20 protein-coding genes are annotated in these 23,068 nt (G+C 43.7%); 7 read left to right on the top strand and 13 right to left on the bottom strand.

All coding sequences use genetic code 11. The annotated features are described in order from the left end of the window. Window positions 1–457: 457 nt before the first annotated feature. Complete coding sequence (locus V1502_RS03655; protein WP_409253040.1) at window positions 458–1,420, top strand: S8 family peptidase; 963 nt, start codon at window positions 458–460, stop codon at window positions 1,418–1,420. Between the two features lie 265 nt (window positions 1,421–1,685). On the opposite strand, the gene V1502_RS03650 is transcribed toward V1502_RS03655, so the two are convergent. Together V1502_RS03650 and V1502_RS03645 are read right to left on the bottom strand one after the other, a co-directional pair. Continuing rightward, entirely contained in the window at window positions 1,686–1,928 is a 243-nt protein-coding gene (locus V1502_RS03650) for a YkuS family protein (protein ID WP_409253039.1), read from the bottom strand. A 59-nt stretch (window positions 1,929–1,987) separates the two neighbouring features. Then, window positions 1,988–2,146 (bottom strand): hypothetical protein, encoded by a 159-nt coding sequence (locus V1502_RS03645; RefSeq protein ID WP_409253038.1) that lies wholly within the window; start codon window positions 2,144–2,146, stop codon window positions 1,988–1,990. Between the two features lie 180 nt (window positions 2,147–2,326). Between V1502_RS03645 and V1502_RS03640 the strand changes: the two genes are divergently transcribed. Continuing rightward, the gene (locus V1502_RS03640) at window positions 2,327–2,761 is read left to right on the top strand and encodes a ferritin-like domain-containing protein (protein WP_409253037.1); all 435 of its coding nucleotides are present in this window, start codon (window positions 2,327–2,329) and stop codon (window positions 2,759–2,761) included. 407 nt (window positions 2,762–3,168) lie between these two features. Here the strand turns inward: V1502_RS03640 and V1502_RS03635 are convergent, their stop codons facing one another. Both V1502_RS03635 and V1502_RS03630 read right to left on the bottom strand, forming a co-directional pair. Then, the gene (locus V1502_RS03635) at window positions 3,169–5,445 is read right to left on the bottom strand and encodes an ATP-dependent DNA helicase (RefSeq protein ID WP_409253036.1); all 2,277 of its coding nucleotides are present in this window, start codon (window positions 5,443–5,445) and stop codon (window positions 3,169–3,171) included. A 110-nt stretch (window positions 5,446–5,555) separates the two neighbouring features. After that, window positions 5,556–6,752, bottom strand: a complete 1,197-nt coding sequence (locus tag V1502_RS03630) for a class I SAM-dependent rRNA methyltransferase (protein WP_409253035.1) — start codon at window positions 6,750–6,752, stop codon at window positions 5,556–5,558. A gap of 232 nt (window positions 6,753–6,984) precedes the next feature. Between V1502_RS03630 and V1502_RS03625 the strand changes: the two genes are divergently transcribed. Further along, complete coding sequence (locus V1502_RS03625; protein WP_409253034.1) at window positions 6,985–7,602, top strand: YczE/YyaS/YitT family protein; 618 nt, start codon at window positions 6,985–6,987, stop codon at window positions 7,600–7,602. A 128-nt stretch (window positions 7,603–7,730) separates the two neighbouring features. Next, entirely contained in the window at window positions 7,731–8,594 is an 864-nt protein-coding gene (locus tag V1502_RS03620; protein ID WP_409253033.1) for a DMT family transporter, read from the top strand. 143 nt (window positions 8,595–8,737) lie between these two features. Here V1502_RS03620 and V1502_RS03615 read toward each other — a convergent pair whose 3' ends face one another. From V1502_RS03615 to V1502_RS03600, 4 genes are all read right to left on the bottom strand, one after another. Beyond that, window positions 8,738–10,039 (bottom strand): ATP-binding protein, encoded by a 1,302-nt coding sequence (locus V1502_RS03615; RefSeq protein ID WP_409253032.1) that lies wholly within the window; start codon window positions 10,037–10,039, stop codon window positions 8,738–8,740. Between the two features lie 230 nt (window positions 10,040–10,269). Continuing rightward, complete coding sequence (locus tag V1502_RS03610; protein ID WP_409253031.1) at window positions 10,270–11,724, bottom strand: alanine/glycine:cation symporter family protein; 1,455 nt, start codon at window positions 11,722–11,724, stop codon at window positions 10,270–10,272. Between the two features lie 178 nt (window positions 11,725–11,902). Continuing rightward, window positions 11,903–12,883 (bottom strand): YsnF/AvaK domain-containing protein, encoded by a 981-nt coding sequence (locus tag V1502_RS03605; RefSeq protein ID WP_409253030.1) that lies wholly within the window; start codon window positions 12,881–12,883, stop codon window positions 11,903–11,905. Between the two features lie 399 nt (window positions 12,884–13,282). After that, complete coding sequence (locus V1502_RS03600) at window positions 13,283–13,987, bottom strand: general stress protein (protein ID WP_409253029.1); 705 nt, start codon at window positions 13,985–13,987, stop codon at window positions 13,283–13,285. Window positions 13,988–14,138: 151 nt separating this feature from the next. Here V1502_RS03600 and V1502_RS03595 point away from each other — a divergent pair, with 151 nt between their 5' ends. After that, on the top strand, window positions 14,139–14,900 hold the full coding sequence (locus tag V1502_RS03595; protein ID WP_409253028.1) for a YqcI/YcgG family protein: 762 nt from the start codon (window positions 14,139–14,141) through the stop codon (window positions 14,898–14,900). Window positions 14,901–15,574: 674 nt separating this feature from the next. After that, window positions 15,575–16,039 (top strand): hypothetical protein, encoded by a 465-nt coding sequence (locus V1502_RS03590; protein ID WP_409253027.1) that lies wholly within the window; start codon window positions 15,575–15,577, stop codon window positions 16,037–16,039. 48 nt (window positions 16,040–16,087) lie between these two features. On the opposite strand, the gene V1502_RS03585 is transcribed toward V1502_RS03590, so the two are convergent. The 3 genes from V1502_RS03585 to V1502_RS03575 all read right to left on the bottom strand — a co-directional run bounded on the left by V1502_RS03585 (window position 16,088) and on the right by V1502_RS03575 (window position 18,030). Beyond that, window positions 16,088–16,678 (bottom strand): TetR/AcrR family transcriptional regulator, encoded by a 591-nt coding sequence (locus V1502_RS03585; protein ID WP_409253026.1) that lies wholly within the window; start codon window positions 16,676–16,678, stop codon window positions 16,088–16,090. Then, on the bottom strand, window positions 16,647–17,399 hold the full coding sequence (locus tag V1502_RS03580) for an MBL fold metallo-hydrolase (protein ID WP_409253025.1): 753 nt from the start codon (window positions 17,397–17,399) through the stop codon (window positions 16,647–16,649). The genes V1502_RS03585 and V1502_RS03580 overlap by 32 nt, the downstream gene beginning before the upstream one ends. A 70-nt stretch (window positions 17,400–17,469) precedes the next feature. After that, window positions 17,470–18,030, bottom strand: coding sequence for a GNAT family N-acetyltransferase (locus V1502_RS03575; protein ID WP_409253024.1), 561 nt, complete (start codon window positions 18,028–18,030; stop codon window positions 17,470–17,472). Window positions 18,031–18,160: 130 nt separating this feature from the next. On the opposite strand from V1502_RS03575, the gene V1502_RS03570 reads away from it, so the two are divergent. Continuing rightward, the gene (locus V1502_RS03570; protein ID WP_409253023.1) at window positions 18,161–19,495 is read left to right on the top strand and encodes an MFS transporter; all 1,335 of its coding nucleotides are present in this window, start codon (window positions 18,161–18,163) and stop codon (window positions 19,493–19,495) included. 60 nt (window positions 19,496–19,555) lie between these two features. On the opposite strand, the gene V1502_RS03565 is transcribed toward V1502_RS03570, so the two are convergent. Both V1502_RS03565 and V1502_RS03560 read right to left on the bottom strand, forming a co-directional pair. Further along, window positions 19,556–21,337 (bottom strand): ABC transporter ATP-binding protein, encoded by a 1,782-nt coding sequence (locus V1502_RS03565; protein WP_409253022.1) that lies wholly within the window; start codon window positions 21,335–21,337, stop codon window positions 19,556–19,558. Next, complete coding sequence (locus V1502_RS03560) at window positions 21,318–23,060, bottom strand: ABC transporter ATP-binding protein (RefSeq protein ID WP_409253021.1); 1,743 nt, start codon at window positions 23,058–23,060, stop codon at window positions 21,318–21,320. Before V1502_RS03560 ends, V1502_RS03565 begins: the two co-directional genes overlap by 20 nt. Between the last annotated feature and the right edge of the window lie 8 nt (window positions 23,061–23,068).

Genomic DNA, 23,068 nt, shown 5'->3' with positions numbered 1-23,068 from the left:
AGGAGGTCACACACCTTCCGCTTCAATCCCACTTGTATCGGTAATATCAAGGGTTAATAAACAAAGAATTCTCCAATTTAAAATAATACTAACAAGTTAACAACTCTCTACTCTATCAAAGGACGATTCATATAGACTCAAAGGTATTAGGCATTCTTAAATCTTGATTAAAGATAAATATACTCATAAAGATTGACTTGACTTCAGACTTTAATCATTTGAAAGTTCGCAAAACACTGTAGTCCACCGTTCCATCATTCATTCCGCCCCGCTCTTTATAATATTAACCAACCTGTACAATTATCAATGAATTTAATGGTAATAATTTCTAAAAACATTATTTCCAGTTACCTAGATTGAACTTAGAAAACACAACTATTATCTCTTTTATCCCGTCAATATATATGATATATTTTCAGAAAGTTCAGTTTTTACTACGACTTTAGGAGGAATGCTTATGAAGAGTACTATAAGATTAATTCCTTATGTCAAAGAAGAAATCATGGAAACTGCTTCCGAAATGCCGACAGGGGTCGATATGGTACAAGCCCCTCAAGTTTGGAAAGCTGGAGTGAAAGGAACCGGCATTACTATCGCTGTGCTTGATACAGGGTGTGATGTCCACCATGAGGAGCTGAAAGGAAGAATCGTCGGCACACGCAATTTCACCGATGACGACGATGGTCAGGAAGACAATGTGACAGACTATAACGGCCATGGTACACATGTCGCTGGGACAATCGCAGCCACTGAAAATGGACAAGGGGTTGTCGGAGTTGCACCCGAAGCCAACCTGCTGATTATCAAAGTCCTGGCTGGAGAACAGGGAAGCGGAAAGTATGATTGGATTGTCGATGGAATTCAATATAGCATCGATCAAGGGGTGGACGTCATCTCCATGTCGCTGGGCGGTCCTGCTGATTACCCACCCCTTCAGGAAGTCATCAAGCAGGCTGTGGCTAAAAACATCTCCGTTGTCTGCGCTGCCGGTAACGAGGGGGATGAAAATGCTGCAACAGATGAGTTCTCTTACCCAGCCTCTTATAACGAAGTAATTTCAGTCGGAGCCATCGACTTTGACAGAAAGTCTTCTTACTTTACCAACTCCAATAACGAAGTCGATCTCGTAGCGCCAGGTGAAAATATCCTTTCTACCATACCGGGTGGAAAATATGCTAAGTTCAGTGGCACATCCATGGCCGCACCTCACGTATCTGGGGCCTTAGCCTTAATCAAGCTTCTGGAGGAATCAAGCTTTGACCGGAGTTTATCAGAATGCGAATTATATGCTCAGCTTGTGAAACGGACCATTCCACTTGGATACCCAAAAGCGTTGGAAGGCAACGGCCTCTTGTATCTGACTGCGCCTGACCTGTTGATGGATTATTTGCAGCAGGCCCAATTGTCATTAACGGTCTGATAAAACACTGATTAGTGTAAAAGGAGACTGGATTCAGTCTCCTTTTTTATTTGGAAAAATGCTTGATCAGGTGCCTGCTGTATACAGAGGATACGTTCTCATGCAGAAAATAAAAAAGCGAAATCAAGGGTTATGTAATGACGTCCCTGATTTCGCTTATCTTGATTCAGCAGCCAGTGCCAAGCCAATTGCAGATGAACTTTCTCTCCTGGGATACTGATTTCCTTCAGAACCCCACGAACCGGCAGGCCGCTGCTTTTTTGTATTAACGCAGTTTACTTTCCACCTGCTGACATACTTCATCTGCGCTTAACCCGTTAGCTTCAACAACGGAACCTTGTGTAACTGCGTTTGAGATCCCCATTACATTGGAATCCAGCCCCGTCACTACACAGCAGTCACAATTTTGCGCATCAGACTCCTGCTTCAGTTCCACAACATCATGACCTTTTTCACGAAGTGCTTGTACAACATTTTGAAGAGATTCTTCTACTCCAATTCTTGACATGTCTCCACACCTCCTTAACATACTTATAGGATTTTCTATCCTCGGCGTTGGTATTCACTTTATTTTTTGTTTTTTTGTTTCCCACTTTTCTTTTGGCTCTGGCTTTGGCTGTTTCCAGTCTGGAAGTCATCCGTACTAAATTCCACGTCATTCTTCCCTTGCTGTTTCGCCAGCTGTTGTGAAGTTTGTTCCAAATTCTGTCTTCCTGGTTTGCTCATATCCAATCCTCCTCGGTCCTATCTTGTCTGCACAATTGACTGCAGCTCCGGCTTTCGAAATTAGTCTTTGCAATTTTTTCATATTTTATAAGTCCGTTTCCAAAGGCAGCGAACAAGTTTAGCCCCTTTTCAACGGGGTATTAAAGAAGTATAAGAACAATATTGGAAGGATGGATTTATATGGATCAAAAACTACAAGAACTTATTGATGGACTGAATGAAGACTTGGCAAACGAATATACAGCACAAATTATGTATACAAATTATGCTGCAGTCGTTTCCGGCCTGCACCGCGGAGTGTTAAAGCCGTTCTTTGAAGGAGAAGTCGGCGATGAGCAAGGGCATGCTCTATACCTTGCAGAAAAGATCAAAACACTTGGCGGTACTCCGACAACCACTCCAGCTCCTGTAAAGCAGACTGATGATGTCAAAGAAATGCTTCAGGAAGCCCGCAAAGCGGAAAAAGAAACAATCGACCGTTACAAAAAACGCAAGCAGCAAGCAGAAGAACTGGGTTACACAGAACTGGTCGTAAAACTGGAAGACCTCATTACCGACGAAACGCATCATATGGAAGAGCTGGACCGTATGCTGATGGACCCGGTATTTCAATAAAAGTTAGGAAAAAAGCTTTCTCCGGAATTGGAGAAAGCTTTTTATTGTGTGGTGCTGTATGAACACACCATGGAAATGTCCATTTTTATGCGACGATTTTTCTCTTAATATAAGGCTTTTTTCGTAAACTTTGTTGCTATTTAATACAAATTTTAAAAAAATCTACTTAATTAACCAGAAATAGCCTGATAAACAAGGAAGAAAAGAGCTAATTCACCCTGTTCAGAGAAAAAAGCCCTTGTCTCCAAGGGAAAAATCCGGCTCTTTGGATTTTTCCGAGAGCAACAATATATACGAAAACAGCGTAATATAAAATTAGATGGCCTCATCACTCGTTCATAAGACTAGTTTTTCTCCTGTAATGAAATTAGTTGGTCTCATGGTGGTGAAAAATACGTTGTCACCATCTAAACCACCGTATAATCCTGCCATTCCTCAGGGAACAGCGCCTGGTATTTCGGGGTTAAATATCGGTCATCAACAAGCACAATTACCCCCGTGTCTTCCTCCGTCCTGATCAGCCTGCCGCCTGCCTGCAATACTTTATTCATTCCGGGCAGTATATAAGAGTAGTCATAACCATTTTTCCCTAATGCATTAAAATGATCTTTGATGATATCCCGTTCCGGTCCGAGCTGCGGGAGGCCCACACCTGCCACGATAACGCCGTTCAGACGGTCGCCTTTCAGGTCGACCCCTTCGGAGAAAATACCGCCCAGAACCGCAAAGCCAATCAGGGACGACTTCCGATTTGGCTGGAACGCATCCAGAAAACTTTCCCGTTCTTCTTCCGTCATTTGGGCGGACTGAAGGATGACATCAACATCAGGCGAAGTTTCCATAAAGGCTTCATATACCTCATTCATATATCGATAGGAAGGAAAGAAATAGAGATAATTGCCCGGACGCTGCTTCAACAACTCATGTGGAAGACTTACAAGGGGGGCGATACTTTTCTCCCTGTCCCTATATCTTGTGGAAAGCGGCTTGATGTAAATATCCCAGTTCTCTCTGGGAAACGGGGAAGGTATTTTAAAACGGTAGTCGTCAGGTCCTCCCCCCAGCAACTCGAAATAGTAATGAAAGGGTTGGAGGGTCGCTGAAAAGAAGATGGCTGATGAAAAGCTTCTGCTTGTATGGCTTAATAGATCAGACGGGTCCAGGCAGTAGAGCCTGAGTGACAGATCCCTTTTACCCCAATCAACATAGGTGACAAAGTTTTCATTGTATAATGCAGAGACTTTAATAAAGGTGTGAGCAGCAAAATAGGTATCAAGCAAAATGCTGTCTCCGCTCTGCCCTGTCAATTCTGCTTCGGCTGCTTTCAAAAAGCTATGAAGAAGGTCTGCCAGTTCAGCAAATGGTTCTTTATAAACCGTTGTTCCTGTTTGTTCACACTGCTTGCGCAAATTGATAAAGAAACGGTTAATCTCATGTGAGCTTGTATACAATTCGTTGTTTATCCCCTTGAAATTCCGCTTAAGTTCCAAGAAGGCGGATTTACTCAACTCTGCTGAAAACATCGCCCTTCCCCGGTCAACGAGGTTATGCGCTTCATCCGTGAGAAGGACTGTCCGTTTTTTCTGGGAGTCTGACAGCCTTTTCAAAGAAACTCTTGGGTCGAAAATATAGTTATAATCGCAAATGACCGCGTCCGCAATATAAGAAAGGTCTATGGAAAATTCAAATGGACACACTCGGTGTTTTCGGCTGTATTTTTCTATCACAGGTCTGGTCAGCCGTGTTTCATTTTCAATGATGTCCAATATGGCCCCATTGATCCGGTCGTAGTATCCCTCTGCAAATTGACATACATCACTCTGGCAAATTGTTTCTTCTTTTAAGCACGCCTTGTCTTTCGCCGTAATGGTCAGCGTCTTTGCGGACAAGCCCTTTTCCTCTAAAAGCTCAAATGCTTCTTCGGCAGTGGTCCGGGTGATCGTCTTGGCTGTTAAGTAGTATAGTTTATCGACGGTTCCTTCCCCCATTGCTTTTATGCTGGGGAAAATGGTGGAGATCGTTTTCCCCGTCCCGGTTGGAGCGTTCGCAAATAGGGTTTTCTTTTCTGTTATTGTCTTATAGACAGCGCCGGCAAGGTTTCGCTGGCCTTTTCTATACTCATGAAACGGGAACTCAAGATCGGCAGCCGTTTGATTTCTCTTCTCTTTATGATCTGAAATCAGTTTGGCAAATGGATAGTATTCTTTTACCGTTGTTTCCGCAAAGTCCTCAAGCTGTTCCATCGTGAAGTGCTGCAGGTAATGAATCGTTTCCTCTGTATCTGCGGAAATGTAGGTGAGCCTGACACTGATCTTCTCCAGTTGATGATCTTTTGCATAGATGTAGGCATAAAACTTTCCTTGCGCCCAATGAACAGGATGAGCATCTTCCATAAGTTCCCCGAGATTTGAACGGGTTGATTTAATTTCATCAATGGTTACGTCTTCTCCATCGAATATCAGGCCGTCACATCTTCCTTCCACAGTGAACAGTAGATCCTTGAAGTGCAGCTCGGTGCTCAGGAACTCTTCTGCAAGGTCTCCCTCTTTGTAAGCCTTCTGGATTTTTTTGTGCAGCCGGGTACCCTCTGTCATGGTCGAGGACGTCTGAAACCGCTGATCGATGCTTCCACTTTTATAAACATACTCCACCAGATTTCTGACAGACACTTTCACTTGCTTCAAACCACTTGCCCCCTTAAAAAACTTGCTCCCCGAAAGCTTTTACAAGAAACTTGCTCAGCAAACGAGCCGTATGCCGCTGGCTGACTTGCAAATCTGTGATGCTGTAAGAGTCAACCTGTTTTCTTAATGAATACTACCTTAAGATAATCTCCCTGTTTGAACTGGCTTATCGTTCTGAAATCATCAGGCAGCGAGAATTCTTCCATCATCTTATAGGAACTACCGCTTTCTTTGAATGCTTTGTCTATATAGCCTTTGAACTTTTTCATATCAAAGTTGCTGGCATTTGTAGAGGCGACAATGATACCGTTTTTTTCTGTGATGGCAATCGTTTGTTTCAATAAGTCCGTATAGTCCTTGGCTGCAGAAAAGGTGTGTTTTTTCGACCGTGCAAAGCTTGGTGGATCAAGGATGACCATATCAAATTTCAGCTGCTTTTTAATGGCGTACTTAAAATAATTGAAGACATCCATGACAATGATGTCCTGTTCTTCATAATCAAGGCGGTTGATGCTGAACTGCTCGATGGTTTTGGCTTCACTGCGGTTGGCCAGGTCGACACTGGTCGTTTTCGCCGCACCTCCGGCGGCTGCAAAGACTGAGAACGCTCCTGTATAGGAAAATGTATTGAGGACTGTTTTTCCTTTCGCATACTTGTCCCGGATCAGTTTTCGTACATCGCGCTGATCAAGGAAGACACCGACCATGGCCCCCTCATTTAAGTAGACGGCAAAGTTGACTCCGTTTTCCTTGACGATGAGCGGAAACTCGGCACGTTCACCTGTAACGAAGTCGTCCTCTTCAATATATTTTCCACTCTGGGCAAACCTCTTCTTTTGATAAACCCCTTTGATATCTGCCAACTGCTGCAGAGAGAGGATGATATCGTTTTTGAATTGATAGATTCCCTCACTGTACCAGTTGATCAGATAGTAACCATCAAAGTAATCGATAGTCAGGCCGCCGATGCCGTCGCCTTCGCCGTTGAACACCCGGAAAGCGGTCGTGTCATCACTCTGAAAGAAGTGCAGTCTATGGTTGATGGCATTTTTCAGCTTTCTTTCAAAGAACCCCTGATCAATGCGTTCTTCTTCTTTCCAGCTTAAAACCCAGCCTAACCCTTTGTTCTGTTTACCGTAATAACCTCTGGCGATAAATTGCTTACGCCCGTCAACAAGCTTGATGATGCTTCCTTCTTCTTCAAGTCCTGCTGTTGAGGCAAGAGCCTCTTTACTGATGAGCGGGTAGCCTTTTCTGAATTTATCTTCAAACTTTGAATGAACCGTCAATATAATATCTTTCATCATTTCATCCTATCCTTTGTATATTTTAGCTGTAACTACATATATTTCTCAGAGAGAGAGACAAGCGTACACTTCACCACTTTAAAGCACTGAGAGGGACAGTCCCTCTTAGCGCTTTAAAATGATAAAGCAAAGTGGTTTAATTTCACATTGCATTTCCTATAAAGGATATGTAATATATTCATTATCGCATTTTTCACGTGCAGGTAAAAATAATTCATAAAGGAATGTATTTATGAGAGAACGAATCATTTTTTTCTTTGTAGGGTTACTCATCCTGACATTAGGGGTTGCATTAATAATAAAAGCCAATTTAGGGGCATCATCCTGGGATGCACTGGCAGTCGGAGAATCCACGACGTTCGGGATCACCGTTGGTACCTGCGTCTTTATAAATGGAATCATCCTTATCTTCATCAATGCTTTTCTGTTGAAAAGGAGACCGGAAGTATTTGCCGCCCTTTCAATCTTCATTATTGGTTTGTTGATTGATTTCTGGCTGCTGATCGGTTTAAAAAACTTCGCACCGGAAAATCCAGGGGTTCAATGGGCCGCACTTGCGGTTGGGATCCTCGCGCTCGGCATCGGGGTCGCGGTATACTTGCAGGCCAAGTTCCCTTCCAGCCCAATGGATACCATCATGATTGCAATATCAGAAAGGTTTGGGTTAAGCCTGAGGAGTTCACGCATGATCAGTGAAGGACTGGCGCTCGCACTGGCGGTGGCGTTCGGTGGTGCAGTCGGAATCGGGACCATCATCGTTACACTGTCACTTGGGTTTATCGTCCAGTTTTTCTTCCCAAAATTTGAACGATTGCTGCATGGCTGGAGCGAGAAGCTTTCTTTTAAGTAGCTCATTTGATATAGTGATTACTGGAAAATATACGCTTATGGAAACTGCCGTCTCAGGCAGTTTCTTTTACTATCTGGTCAGTATGAAGGACTGTACTGGATTCTATATCACCTTTTTTGGAGGACAACATGACTAATAGAAATAAAGGCATCCTGCTCCTGCTCGTTTCATCGTTCGGTTTTGCGATGATGGCTGCTTTTGTAAAGCTGTCTGGAGATTTGCCGACCGTTCAAAAAACACTGTTCCGAAACCTTGTTTCCGCAATCATTTCATTCGGCTTCGTTCTTTACTACAAGGAAAGATTTTTTGGTAAAAAAGAAAATCAGAAGATCCTGCTCCTGCGTTCAGCCCTCGGGACACTCGGAATTGTGTTTTTCTTTTATGCCATCGATGAGCTTGTACTCTCCGATGCAGATATGCTCAATAAATTGAGTCCTTTCCTGACCATCATCTTTTCGGCCATATTTCTGAAAGAAAAAGCCAGGTCGTTCCAGATCATTGCCATCATCATTGCATTTCTCGGAACACTTCTCATTATCAAGCCTCAATTTTCTGTAGATATCATCCCGTATATAGCCGGGCTTTTATCCGCTGTGTTTGCTGCCGGCGCTTACACTGTGCTGCGGGTATTGGGGCAGAAAGAGAAATTTTATACAGTGGTATTTTACTTTTCATTCTTTTCTACAGTCGTACTTCTGCCGTTTGTAATCATGTTCTATGAACCAATGGAAATCGAGCAGCTTATCTATTTAATACTTGCCGGAATTTTTGCGACCCTTGGGCAGTTCGGCATCACCATCGCCTATAAGTTTGCGCCGGCTAAGGAGATATCCATTTTCTTCTATTCCACCGTTGTGTACTCAGCGCTCATCAGCATCGTCTTATTCGGCCAGATACCGGATTTCCTGAGCATCGCTGGTTACATCATCATTTTTAGTGCCTCATTCTACATGTTCCTCAAAAACAAAGAAGAGGACAAAGCAACAGCCTAGGCACTTTATTACACTAAAGCACTAAGAGGGACTGTCCCTCTTAGTGCTTTAAAGTGTTGAAACATACAAAAGGAGTGCGGTTCATGATGAGCCGCACTCCTTTAATGTTTAAGGAAACCCTAATCACTGGATACCCTTGCTTTTCAGATGATTTTTTCTGTGCTTTCATCCCTTTTTAAATCTTTAGACTGTCTTACTAAGGGTAAGCTTATTTTCACTTCCGTCCCTTTTCCAGGTTCACTGTGATATGTGAGTTTCCCTTCCATTGCCTCAATGATCCGCAACGAGACCATGGTGCCCAGGCCGGTTCCCTTATCCTTGGTTGTATAAAACAGGGTGCCAATCCGGCTCAACTGTTCTTTGGTCATTCCTTTACCATTATCTTTTACAGTAATCCCTGCTTCCTGTCCTTCAGATTTTAATGAGACATCAATCCTGCCCCCATGATCGGTCGCTTCAATGGCATTCTTGATGATGTTGACAAGGGCCTGTTTGATTTGATTACGATCGGTAAAAAGATACACCCCTTCCTCAAGGTCGCTGTGAAGTTCAACTCCCTGCTTGATGGCCAGTGGATGCAGAAGGGCCACAACATCTGACAAAGTCACGGACAAGTCAAGCCTTTCTATCTTTTCGAATTGTGGTTTAGCGAAATTCAAGTAATCATTGATAATCGCTTCAGCCCGAGCCAACTCACTTAAAACAAGACTGAGATATTTATAGTTGTCATTCTGTTGTTTTTCCTGACCTTTCATCAATTGAAGAAACCCTTTCACAACCGTAAGCGGATTACGAACTTCATGTGCGATGGATGCGGCTAGTTCTCCAAGTGTATTCAGTTTCTCAGCCCGCTGCATTTCTTTTTTCATCATCCGCCTTTCAAGGACAGCTTCGTGAAGCATGGAAGCAAAGCCTATTGCGACTATTTGAATAAGTCCAAACATCAGCACATAGATGGTCAGTTCCTTAATGTCATAGACCGGGTTATCTGAAAAATAAAGCCAGGACATCAAAATCGACAACATGATAAATGACGGCCAAGTGCCCAACCAAATCGCTGTGATAATTCTTCTCCTTACCTGATGTCTCCAAAACCGTTTAACATAAAAGAAAGGAACAGAGGCAGCGAGAGTCGCACTAATATATCCAAACAATAGAGCGTCTCCTCCCATAAAAGTCCTTGCTCCAATGATAGAAAGAAACGTTATCACGCCCGCTACCGGACCGCCATACAAGAAAGACAAGACGAGCGGGACATAGCGGAGGTCCCAATAAAGCCCGTAACTGTAATAAGAGACTGCCAGACATAATATTGCCGAAACACCATACATCATTCCGATAAAATAGGACGAATTACCAATGCGCCGGTTTTCAAAAAAAGAACTGTACACCAATATTGGGGCCAGAATGATAAAAACATGAAGTAACAGTTTCTCAGCAAGCATATGAATTTCCTCTTCTCTAGTAGTATATTCATAGAATACGACAATTATCGCCAATCCCCTGCCTGTGTTTGCAATAATTTGCTCACTGACCGTATATAAATCACAATTATCAAGGGAGACATTGTTTTATGCCGGAAGGCTTTATGGCCGCTTCACCGCTCACTCTATTAAACTTCGATATACAGAAAAGGACCTCCCAACATAGGAGGTCCTTCATTTACCGATTAGAATTATGATACTTTCTCGTGATCAGGTTTTGCTTCGTTTTCCCAATAATCAGCATTCTTGATTCCCAGCTTAACTGGATCGAATACTGGATCAAGCCCCGCTTTCTTCTGCTCTTCATAGTCTTTCAAAGCTTTTAAAGCCGGTTTGTAGAGAAGGACAATCGCAATCATATTCAGCCACACCATGATTCCAAGTCCTACATCACCCATAGCCCATGCAAGACCGGCCGTTTTCACTGCACCATATAACGTCGCTCCAAGAAGGACGATCTTTAATGCGGTAATAGCCATTTGATTGTTCTTCCCTCTGAAAATGTAGGCTACGTTTGTTTCAGCAATATAATAATAAGCCATGATCGTTGTGAAGGCGAAGAAGAATAGTGCCACTGCCACAAATCCTGCCCCGAATCCAGGAAGGACACTTTCAATGGCTGCCTGTGTATATCCAGGACCTGCTTCGACCCCTTCAAGGTTGCTGACGATCATTGTGCCATCAGCCTTTTCAACATTGTAAGCTCCTGTAAAAAGAATCATAAATGCTGTAGCCGAACATACAAGCAGCGTATCAATATAAACAGAAGCGGATTGGACAAGCCCCTGCTTCGCTGGATGGGAAACTTCCGCTGCCGCTGCTGCGTGCGGGCCAGTACCTTGACCGGCTTCGTTGGAATAGATTCCGCGCTTTACACCCCACGCGACAGCCATACCGATAATTCCTCCGAAGGCTGAGTCCATTCCGAATGCACTTTTAAAAATAAGAGCAAATACACCAGGAAGTTCTGCAATATTCATGATAACGATGATCAAAGATAGGAAAATGTACCCCACCGCCATGAATGGTACTGCATACTGAGCAACCTTGGCAATACGCTTAACCCCGCCAAATATGATTACGCCCAGAAGGACGACAAGCGTGATGGCTGTGATCCATTTGTTAAGGCCGAACGCATTTTCAAGACCAAGTGCAATTGAGTTGGATTGAATCCCCGGCATCAATAATGCCATTGCTAAAATGGATGCTACCGCAAAGATGACACCGTACCATCTCCAGCCCATTCCTTTTTCAATGTAGTAGGCAGGTCCCCCGCGGTACTGTCCGTCCTGCTTCACTTTGTAGATCTGAGCAAGAGTCGATTCAATAAATGCCGAGCTTGCCCCGATGAAGGCAATCGTCCACATCCAGAAAACCGCTCCAGGTCCTCCAAATGCAATAGCCGTTGCCGTACCGGCGATATTACCTGTACCTACACGTCCTGATAATGATAATGCCAAAGCTTGGAACGATGATACCCCTGCATCTGAACTCTTGCCTTGGAACATCAATTTGAACATGTCTTTAATGTGTCTTACCTGAAGAAAACGAGTCATAATTGAAAATACAAGTCCTAATGCCAAAATCAGATAAATGACGGGCGAACTCCACAATATCCCATTAAGCCAGCCAACAACTGCTTCCAAAAATACTCCCCCTTTAAAATCAGAATTTTGTTTCTATTTGAATTATATTTTATAACCGGCTATTTAGACAATCTTTTTTTAAAATTAAATTTTAATGGCAGGAGTCCATTTAATCAAGAGGATTTATGAAATTATCACGTAAAAACCCCTGCTGAAGTTTCAGCAGGGGCTTCTTTTCTTAAATGTCTCCTCGGTAGTCATTTCTTCTGGAATCTACCTCATCTGCATTTTCAGAATTCTTATAGTCTCGCCTTTCTTTCTCAGAACCCATGCCTGCAGTGTCAGTCAAGCCTTCCTGGCCAGTCGCATACGTCCCATTAGCAGCTTGATGATCCAGTTTATCTTCACCTTGTACTTTTGAGGAACCATTTTTATTCAAATGAACCTCTTCTTTCTTCACAGTATCACTGATATGTTCCGTTTCTTCTGTTGTTCGTTTACCTACCACAACTTCATCCGTCACAACTGGTTTCTTCTTGACTTCCACTCTTTCTTCAACAACCGGTATTCGTATTTCCTCATCTTCACCCAGTTCTGCGGAAGTATTTCTCATTTCCCCATCTTGGACATGTCTCTTTTCCACATATACTTCTTCATGCTTCACAGGCACATCCACACTTCTTTTCTCTTCCACTACTTCTTTCCCGATGGAAACCTCTCCGGTCTTCACTTCTTCTTTATCTACATTTAAGCGCTCTTCACGAAGCTCCATAGACTGTTCTTCCGTTGTGTCAGTGGTCCAGTCTGCTGTATAATCCTCTCCGCCTGTATCCGGCCTGCTGAACCCAGCTTTATCATTTTCCATCTCGACGCGGGAATCTCCCTCTACTGCAATAAGGATTTTACCGTCATGCAATTCTGATTCATAACTTTTCGCTTCAGCATCTGAAAGCCCATATTTTGACAAGCGGTTTTCTGAATGATCTTCTTCATCCAAGGTAAATGCTTCTTTGATTTTATCCCACATGGATTCGTCATGGGACTCTGTTCCATTATGGTGCTCTACTTGAAGGCCAGTCTTGTTCTCCAATGAACCTAACTGGTCTCTATTCGACACGACCAGGATTTCTTCAGGGGAGTATCCTTTTCTTGACAGTTGTTCCACTACGGCTGCAGCTTCATTAGTTGAATCATATGCTCCAATAATGTGTTTTTCCACTGTAAATTACCTCCCTTGATTTTTATGCTACATAAGAAAAGTTACCCGGGTGGTCGGATAAAAAACGTTTTCCTCTCCTAAAAATGTTTCCAACTTTCCTATTAATTACATGTTTAGATTAGGCTCTTTTCTAAAACTTTGTTGCTATAAAATATGAAGTTCAAGAGATATGGCCATAATTTACAGATATCCCCCTGTTAAACAAGAAAGCCTTGTTCAGTTAGATAAGCCCTTGTACCTGAAGGGAAAAATCCGGCCCGTTGGATTTTTCCGAAAGCAACAATCTATAAGAATACAGCCTTAGATTAAGAGAGTCTGATGGGAAATTTTTTACGTAAAAAAGCCGCTGCTCTTTAGCAGCGGCTTTTACGGGATTGAGGACCCTTTCTATTATTCCAGTTAAAATCTATCTTTTTGTTTATTTTTCAGATTGGAAGGTTCCTCTTCGACCGGACTGCCAACCAACCCTTCCTGCCCAGCGGAATATCTTTCAGCTTCCGGTGTTCCGAGCTTTCCTCCAAGCGTGTTGCCGACATTTCCACCGATGGTATCCTCTGTTGTATCCACGTTACCGGATCTCAGGTCCTCAGGTTCAGCCCCGTGATTTCCGACACTTTTTCCTGCCGTCGGAGAACTTTGATAGCTTTCCGTTGACGTCTGGTTCCTGACCGCGTTTACTTCCTCCCTATCATCTTCACCTGACACAGGCTTGATATTCGCACCGGTATCCACCACCTCACCACCGTGGCTCAGTACATATTTATCCTTTGCTGCTACAGCAACAAGAATTTTGCCGTCTTCAAGTTTTGATTGATAGGTACCAACTTGATTGAGCGGTATTTCATATTGTGATAAATCATTGGTTGATCCTTCATGTTCCTTGACCATGAACGAGTCTTTAATTTTATCCCAGAGGCTGCGCGATTCATGGTTCACATCGGGGTGTTCCACATGAAGGCCGGAAGTATTGTCCAATGTATTAATGTCATCCCTGTTTGAGATCACGAGAATATCCTCTTCTGTATATCCGTCTTTTGTAAGGCTGTTAATGACATCCATTACTTCTGTAGTAGAGTCATACGCTCCAACTATACTCTTTTCCATTCGTAGTACCTCCTTGCAATCCTATTGATTGGGATTTGGTTACACAAAAAATTTACCCTTTCGAAAATGGGAATAAACCATTCGCTCAAACCAAGTTTTTCCACAAAAAGAGAGTTTGTACGTTTTTCTTTCTTCAGAAAGGGTAGAGAATATGAACACTATTTATGGAAAAAGAGGAGATACTATGACGATTGCTACTGAACACCGTTTATTGACCAAAGAAGATATGACCAACCCTGACAAGGTACCACAATGGGTGATGGACGAATATAAAACATTCCGAGACACCGTCACGGATAAAACCTTTCCGTGCTACTTCGGGATGTCCGGTGAGAAAAAAGGTGAACTGAGGTACTCATATATTACCCATGACGACTGGTCTAGCCTGCCTAATACGTTGGAACAATTCATTTCTTTATTCGACAGTCCTAAATTGATCCGGCATGGCTTATTCTTATTTGTAGAACCTGAAAAAGAAGAAAAGGATATTCCTTATTATCGCGAATACTTCTGGAACATCCTTCAATTTCTACATGATAAAGATACAAAGCCATGGCCTAAAGACTATCCACAGGATCCGGATCATCATCTCTGGGCGTTCTCTTTTGCAGAGGAGCCTTACTTCGTATTTGGCAACGCTCCTGCCTACAAACAAAGAAAAACAAGGGACCTCGGCAATTCCCTTGTACTGGGCTTTCAGCCAAGAAGGATATTTGATGGGCTTGAAGGGACTTCAAAAGGAGGCGTTATGTCACGAGAGAAAGTCAGGGAAAGAGTAGAAAAATGGGACAACCTCCCAAAACACCCAAACATCAGCCATTATGGGGACCCTGAACACCGTGAATGGAAACAGTATTTCATCGGGGACGATGTGGAGCCCATTACAGGAAAATGTCCATTTCATCATAAATGATAATTGAAGAGACTATAAACTGTTTTTTATGATGTGAGACTTGAGGACTCTGGATGTGGTATGGATACTTTGACTGAAGTGAGGGGCACTGCCCTTTGACGAAGCCTGAAATCCTCTGTGCTGGATGCTTGATTTTAGGGATGGGACAGGTGTAAGGCGAGTCAATTTCACTTACCAGGGTATACTTTTTGTTTTACTGAGGGCCAGAGCATTGGGCTAAGCACTAATTCATCAGCAGAATTTGTTAATATTAAACGAAAGAGCGGCCCTATGCCGCTTTTTTAGTTTGCCCTCTTCTTGCGCATGGTACATGTTGGGACTATTCAAGGCATCTTTGGAATGATCATATCACTTCAAGCCCTGATAGTCCCTGTATTGTATGGTATTCGGCTAATCGTACCATTATAGATTCAAATTCCCTTCTGTAATGGTATGTTTCCTTGCTAATCGACCCATTATAGACCCACTTTCCCTTCTGTAATGGTACGTTTCTCCGGTATTCATATCATTATAGACTCAGATTCCCGTCTGCAGGTGCACGTTTCTCCGCTTTTCGTACCCCTTCACACTCGATCTCCTTCTCATAGGGTCACGGTTCTGGTTTAATATCCAAATTACAAATTATGCATATTCCTTGCCAGTAAAAGCCAAATTAAGCGCAAGGAGGATGAATGATGAAATTGTCACGTATTCTGATACTGCTGTTACTGGGTTTTTCCTGGCTGATCCTTCCGCTAGCAGGATGGAAATCCATTAAGCGCTTTATGCCGGCATCTTTGTTCATGAGTATATTTGTATTGGTTGAGGATGCTGTTGCTGAAAAATGTAAGTGGTGGATCGTGTACCCCAATTTTTCCTCAAGGCTGAGAGGCATTATCCCTTTTGCAATAGGCCCGTTCTTCACCGGAAGTATTTTCATCCTTAAATACACCTATGGGAAACTCCCATTGTTTCTGTTTCTGAATTTGGTTATGGATACATTTTTTGTTTATCCATTTTATAAATGGTTTAAGAAACTCGGTGTCTGGACACTGATCCGTATGAGTCAACTTCAGCTACTGACTTTTTTCTTGACGAAATCCATGCTGATGTACGGTTTTCATCATTTTTTCATAGCTAAAAGGGAATCAGACCATTAAAAAGAACGTTGAGTAAAAATCTTCTCTAACGTTCTTTTTGTTGTGCAGTTAAAGTAACTTTTCTTTAATAGGCATGTCTCTATGCTTTATTCCTATAAGAAATGTGCGGACCATTCTTTCCAAACTCTCATCTACACTCAGGTCCAGACCGAATCCACTCTTTTGCTCCAAAGAGGCGAACCCGTGAAACAGGCTGCGCATCCCTCTTACGGCATGAAGGGCATCTTCTTTTGAGAGTTCCAGGTATTTCAGTGTTTCAAGAGCCAAATGAACAATTTGACTTCCTGCTTCCTGTACATCATTATCCCTTGGATCAGGAGCCAGCAATGCTGCTTCATATAATCCGGGATGTTTACGGGCAAAAGAAAAATAAGAAGTTCCCAACGCCTGAACCGCATCATCCCCCTCTTTTTCTTCTGTTGCTGATTTCATGTCCTGATAAAGGCCATTCAAGGCGTGGACAGCCAGGATTGTTTTCAGCTCATCTAATCCCTTGATGTGGTTATATAAAGAAGGGGGGCGGATTTGCAGTTCTTTCGCCAAATTGGCGATCGTCACTGACTCCATTCCATTCCGATCAGCCATTTTTCCCGCTGTATCCACTATTTTATCTTTTGTAAGTCCCATTCTTGGTGACATCGAAATCCCTTCCTTCCTGCAATGCTCGTTTGGCATACTGAATCGCCTTTTCGATATGAGCCGCCGGGTTTTCAAGCATTCTACCATGTCCTACAGCCAGCAGGGAAGGATTATGGCTTTTAATTTTTTCTGCACTCAGCAGGGCCGTATCCTTGCACCACGTCGCCATGGCAGGAAAGGGGAATGTAATCACCAGCTGTCCCGCCACGGCTGCACGGCCCCTTGTCTGAAAAGCATCTCCTGCAATCAGAGAGTCATCTCTGGTATCAAGAAATGACATGGAGCCAGGGGTGTGGCCAGGTGTTTCACTGGCTGATAGAGACCCGATTTTGTCACCGTCATTCATGAAGAAATCCGCCTTTGTTTTAAGCTTTTCAGGCAGCCCGCCCTTGATTGGTTTTGGCGATTCGCCTGGATCCAGGCTCCTGTCACCCCTCATTAATCGTTCCTCACGTGCAGGTACCCATACCTCTAATTCAGGAAGTGCAGCCTTTAGTTTATCCAGGGCACCTATATGATCAGAGTGTACATGGGTCAGTAAAACCCTCTTAAGCGGCTTCCCAATATTCTCAACTGCCTTTAAGATATCAGCTGCACAGAACGGCAAGGCTGCATCGATCAAAGTTAAACTGTCCTCTTCTTCAACCAGGTAGCAATTGACCGGAAAAAATTTCGGCATGAAAGCTAATTGATATAGGTGATTTCTTTTAGTTACTTGCATAAGTGATTTCTCCCCCCCTCCATAAAACTAATACCATTAGTTTTATTATAACTAACGGTATTAGTTTTTGCTACACTCTTTTCCGAAAGGTCCATTCTTTTTTCAAAAGGGCATATTGCAGATGACTCTCCCATACCCCTCCAATCAAGATGTTATCCCGCCTGAATCCCTCCTTCTGAAAACCGGCCTTTTCCAGCACTCTGAGGGAAGATCCGTTTCGGGGCAATACTTCAGCTGCTACCCTGTTCAACTGCAAGACCTGAAAAGCAAAAGACAGCAAAAGCTGCAGACTTTCTGAAGCGATTCCTTTCCCAATATGTTTTTTGTCAACTGAATACCCTGCCATCGCCGATTGGAAGGGGCCGCCTTTTACATCGTAAAGGTTGACGATGCCGATAAGACGCTGATTTCCTTTGTCATAGATACCAAGCGTATAAAACTGTCCCCTTCGAAAACCTTCCCGGAAATAGTGTATATTCTGAAGCTGGCCTTCAAAGGTATAATAACCGGCCTGCCATTCTGGTTCCGTCTGTCCCCAAAACGTTTTATTTCTTTTGACGAGCCTGAGGAGGGACTCAGCATCATTATCTTCAAACGGCCGTAAATAAATTCTTTCTCCAGTAAGTAACATACGGGTTCACTCACCTTCATCATTTTTAAGAACGTGATTTCACAAATCCTGGGACGTGCCTGTCACTCAGCGGTTGAATATGGTATAGTGTTTCGAGTGACTAAATAATTAGATTGAGGAGGTGCCTCCTATGGATACGACTGTTGAAGCTCAAAGCAGAAGCTACTCTAAGACGGTTATTGTTCTGAGTCTGGCAATCTGGCTTGTGGTAATGAATACGACAATGTTCAATGTTGCACTTCCTAATATCCTTCAGGATTTTTCAATATCGGCTTCCGAAGGCGCGTGGGTCGTCTCCGGATATTCTATTGTTCTGGCAATCTGCACAATTACCTATACAAGACTTTCTGATTATCTGCCCATCCGCCTGTTGATCGCCATCGGTATTTCGCTGTTTGGATTGTCATCCATCGTCGGCTTTTTTGCGGAGAGCTACAGTTTGCTTTTAGCGGCCAGGCTCTTGCAGGCAACCGGCGCAGCCGCCATCCCGGGGTTATCGATGGTATTTGCCAGCCGGTTCATCCCCTTCGCTGCACGAGGGCGGGCGATGGCTATGATTGCCTCTGCCTCTTCCCTGGGATTCGGCCTGGGACCGGTTGTCGGAGGAATGATCACAGAGAAGCTCTCCTGGAATTACTTATTTCTTGTGACGCTCATGGTGATGCTGTTAATTCCTGTTTTACTTCGAATCCTGCCTGAAGAAAAGGTGGAAAAAGGGAGTTTTGATTTTATCGGAGCTGTACTGACAGGTCTCTCCGTCACAGCCTTCTTGTTGTTCCTGTCAACGTTCAACTGGATATTTTTCCTGGCGGGTACCCTGCTGCTCGGGTTACTGTGGCTGCAAATCAATCGTTCCTCACTGCCATTCATTCAGCCTGCTTTGATTAAGGATAAAAGATATCGGCTCCTGCTGTATATCAGCTTCCTTGGCTTTCTAACACACTTTGCCATCCTGCTTCTCATGCCCCTGATGCTGGGGAGCATATATTCCAAAGCCCCTTCATCGATTGGATTCATTATTTTCCCTGGAGCCATGTTTTCTGCTGTGGCTGCCATATACGTAGGAAAGCTGATCGACCGCTACGGAAATATAAATGTCCTGTTTGGTGCCCATGCCCTACTTTTGGTTTCAACCCTCTTCTTCTACTTTCTCTCTCCTCTGAGCGAGTATTGGATAATGGCAGGGTACATGTTTACCAGTTTTGGGTTTTCGAGTCTTTCATCCAGTTCCACCAATGAAGCCTCCAGGATCCTCTCTAAAGAATATGTCGGCTCGGGGATCGGCATGAAGCAACTGACCCATTTTGTCGGAAGTGCTTCCGGATCGGTTGTTGGAGCCATCCTGCTGGAATGGCATGGCCAAGGGTTTACCACTGGCGACTTTCAAAGGGCATACCTCGCACTGATCGGCTTTATGGGAATTTCACTTGTGTTATTGCTTGTTTATAATAGACGGGTTAACTGAAAATACATTAAAAAATTGCCAAATAAAAAGGATGTCCAAGGTCGTGTTGGACATCCTTTTTCAACTGATTTCACGCAGCTGACTATTGTATAGTTCGTAATAAAACCCTTTCTGCTTCAGCAATTCTTCATGTGAGCCCCTTTCCGTGATTTTTCCGCTTTGCAGTACAAGAATCTGGTCGGCTGACTGGATCGTGTTCAGACGATGGGCAATGACCATGCTCGTTCTGCCCTTCATCAACCGCTGCAAGGCCTCCTGGATTTTCACTTCTGTCACAGTGTCAATACTGCTTGTCGCTTCATCCAAAATCAAGAGCGATGGATCTGATAAAATAGCCCGGGCGATTGAAAGCAATTGCTTTTGCCCCTGACTGATCCCGCCGCCGTCTTGGGTGAGCACCGTCTCGTATTGTTCCGGTAATTTCATGATAAAAGAGTGGGCATTGGCTTCCCTTGCTGCCTTTTCCACTTCCAGGTCGCTTGCATCCAGCTTGCCATAACGGATATTTTCACGGATCGTGCCCTGGAATAGAAAAGAATCCTGCAGCACAAATCCCATGTTCTTTCTCAGGCTTTCTCTTTTTATCTCCATCAGGTCTTTTCCATCAATTGTAATCTTTCCTTCATCATGATCATAAAACCTCGACAGAATATTGGTAATGGTGGTTTTTCCTGCGCCAGTCGGTCCCACCAGTGCTATGGTCTGGCCAGGTTCAGCTTTGAAGGAAATATCCTCAACCGTTTTTGTTACTTTGTCATATGAGAATGTAACATGCGAAAATTCAATTTCTCCCACGATTTCATCAACAGCAGAAGCTCTTCCCTCATCTTTTTCTTCCTTCTCTTCATCGAGTATCTCAAACACCCTTTCCGCCCCTGCGACCGCTGATAACAGAGTGTTGAACTGGTTGGCGAGATCATTCAGCGGTCTCGTGAATTGACGGGCGTACTCGGTAAAGATGACGATGACCCCGATTGTAATAACCCCCTGAACAGCCAGTATTCCGCCAACTCCTGCGATGACTGCGAAGCTCAAGTTATTGAGCATGTTCATAAGTTTGGGGATAAATCCTGAATAAGTTGCCGCCCAATAAGCAGAAGTTTTTAACCTGTCACTTTTCACTAGGAAATCTTCCATGACTTTTTTTTCCTGTGAAAAAGTTTTGACGATCCGCTGCCCAGATACTGTTTCCTCTATGTATCCATTCAGATCCCCCAGGTTTTTCTGCGTTTCCTTGAACAGTTTTCCTGTCCGGCTGGTAATCCATTTAAGACCCAGGAACATTGCCGGAATGATCAACATTGTAATCAGGGTAAGAAGGGGGCTCAGCCACAGCATCACTCCCACGGTGCCCAGCAAGGTGAGGACACTGGAGAAGATTTGGATCACTGAACTGTTGAGCGTTGAACTGACATTTTCCATATCATTGGTGACCCTGCTCATCAATTCTCCGTGCTGGCGGCGGTCAAAGAACGGGATAGGCAGTTTGTGCAGTTGCTGAAAAAGTTCCGTCCTTATCCGGTAAACCGTGTGCTGCGCAATCCCAATCATCCAATAGGCCTGCAGCCACATCGCAGCAGAATAGACAACGTAGACGACAACCAGCCAGAGGATGAGCTCAAGCAGTCCGCCGGCATCTTTTGTCACAATGTAATCATCGATGGCCATCCCGACCAGGAAAGGGCCAAGGAGTCCCAGAAAAGAACTGATGACGACCATTAAAATGACTAAACTTAAAAGACCTTTCTCTTTGGAAAGGTAACGCCAGATCCTCTTGACCGTTCCCTTCCAATTCTTTATTTTCGGTTTACTCTTTGGCGCGTTACTGTAATGCCTTGGCATACTCGAGGCTCTCCTCTCCAAATTGAGATTGAAAGATTTTTCCATAAAGCGGGGAATTCGTTATTAATTCCTCATGACGTCCTTCCGCTATCACCTTTCCGTCTTCAATCAGGAAGATTTTATCCGACTGGATGGCTGTACTGATTTTCTGTGTCACAATCAGAATTGTACAAGAATAGTTTCCAATCGCTTGGATCAGTCTGGACTCTGTTTTCAAGTCCAATGCGCTGGTGCTGTCATCAAGTATGAGTATCTTCGGTTTCCTTACGAGCGCTCTGGCAATGGAGAGACGCTGCTTCTGTCCACCCGAAAGATTGACACCTTTTTGACCTAGCACTGTATCATATCCTGCCGGCAGTCCCTCAATTAACGTGTGAATCTGTGCTGCCCTAGCAGCCTCAACGATTTCCTCCATGGAAGCATCCTCTTTTCCCCAGGCAATATTCTCTTTGATACTTCCTGAAAACAACAGCGCTTCCTGTGGAACAAATCCGATACTTTTCCGCAGGTTTTCCAATTTATATCTTTCAATTTCTATTCCATCGATAAGGATTTTCCCGCCCGTCGCCTCATACAGCCTTGGAATCAGCTGAAACAGGGATGTTTTTCCTGAACCGGTCGCTCCCAGGACTGACACCACTTCCTTCGGTTGTACTTTAAGGTTTATTTCATCCAGCACCTCTGCCTTTGTGCCGGGATAGTGAAACGAGACACCTTTAAACTCAATTTTACCTTCTTTAACTTTCAAGGAAGGATCACTATTCTTCGAGTCGACAAGGTCGATATCGGTTTCAAGCACTTCTGAGATCCTTCCGGCAGAGGCTCTTGCCCTAGAAAAGCTCATAATGATAAAAGCAAAAACTGAAAAAGCTCCCGTAATCCTGGTCGCATAGTTGACGATCGCCACGACATCACCGACTGCCGCATTTCCGCTTGTTACTTCAATATTGCCCATCCAAAGAATGAATAAAATACTACCATTCATGACAATAAACAGCACCGGCATGATCGTTTCCATCAACCTCAGGGCACTTACTGTCTTTTTCATTAACGTTTTATTCGCTTCAATAAAGCGGCCATTCTCATGGTTTCCCCTCAGGAGGGCTTTGATGATCCTCATCCCCCTGAGGTTCTCCTGTATGACATCATTCACGGAGTCGAGCTTCTGTTGAACATACTTGAACATCGTCCAGCCTGTATTCAATACCCACAATAAGAAAAAGACGATAAACGGAATAACGAGCAGCAGAATGATCCCAATCTTCACATCGACGACTAAGGCCATCACCGTGCCACCAATGACAAGAAGCGGAGCCCTCATCATAATCCTAAGTGATGTGAAAATGGTATTTTGAATCTGATTAACATCATTTGTCAGCCTCGTAATCAAGGAAGAGGATGGGAACTTGCTGAAGTTAGAAAAAGAGAAACGTTGAATTTTTTCATAGAGACTTTTTCTGATATCATAACCTGCTCCCTGGCTGACATGAGCCGCAAAAAAGGAATTTGTCATCCCTGAAACAAAAGCGATTAAAGCGAGCGCAGTCATTATCCCGCCCCAATACCAGACAGCTGACATATCCCCTTGTAAAATCCCTTCATCAATCACCTTGGCCATAAACAAAGGGAGCAGTAATTCCACCGCCAGTTCTATCAACATCAATGTCCAGGCAACTCCCATTGCCAGCCGGTAATTCTTCAAGAAAGACAGCATTTTTTTCATCTAGGTTC

This window comes from Rossellomorea sedimentorum (assembly GCF_046237645.1).
Classification (GTDB): Bacteria; Bacillota; Bacilli; order Bacillales; family Bacillaceae_B; genus Rossellomorea; species Rossellomorea sedimentorum.
Note: the sequence above shows the minus strand (reverse complement) of the source record. Positions and strands in the feature narration are given on the sequence as shown.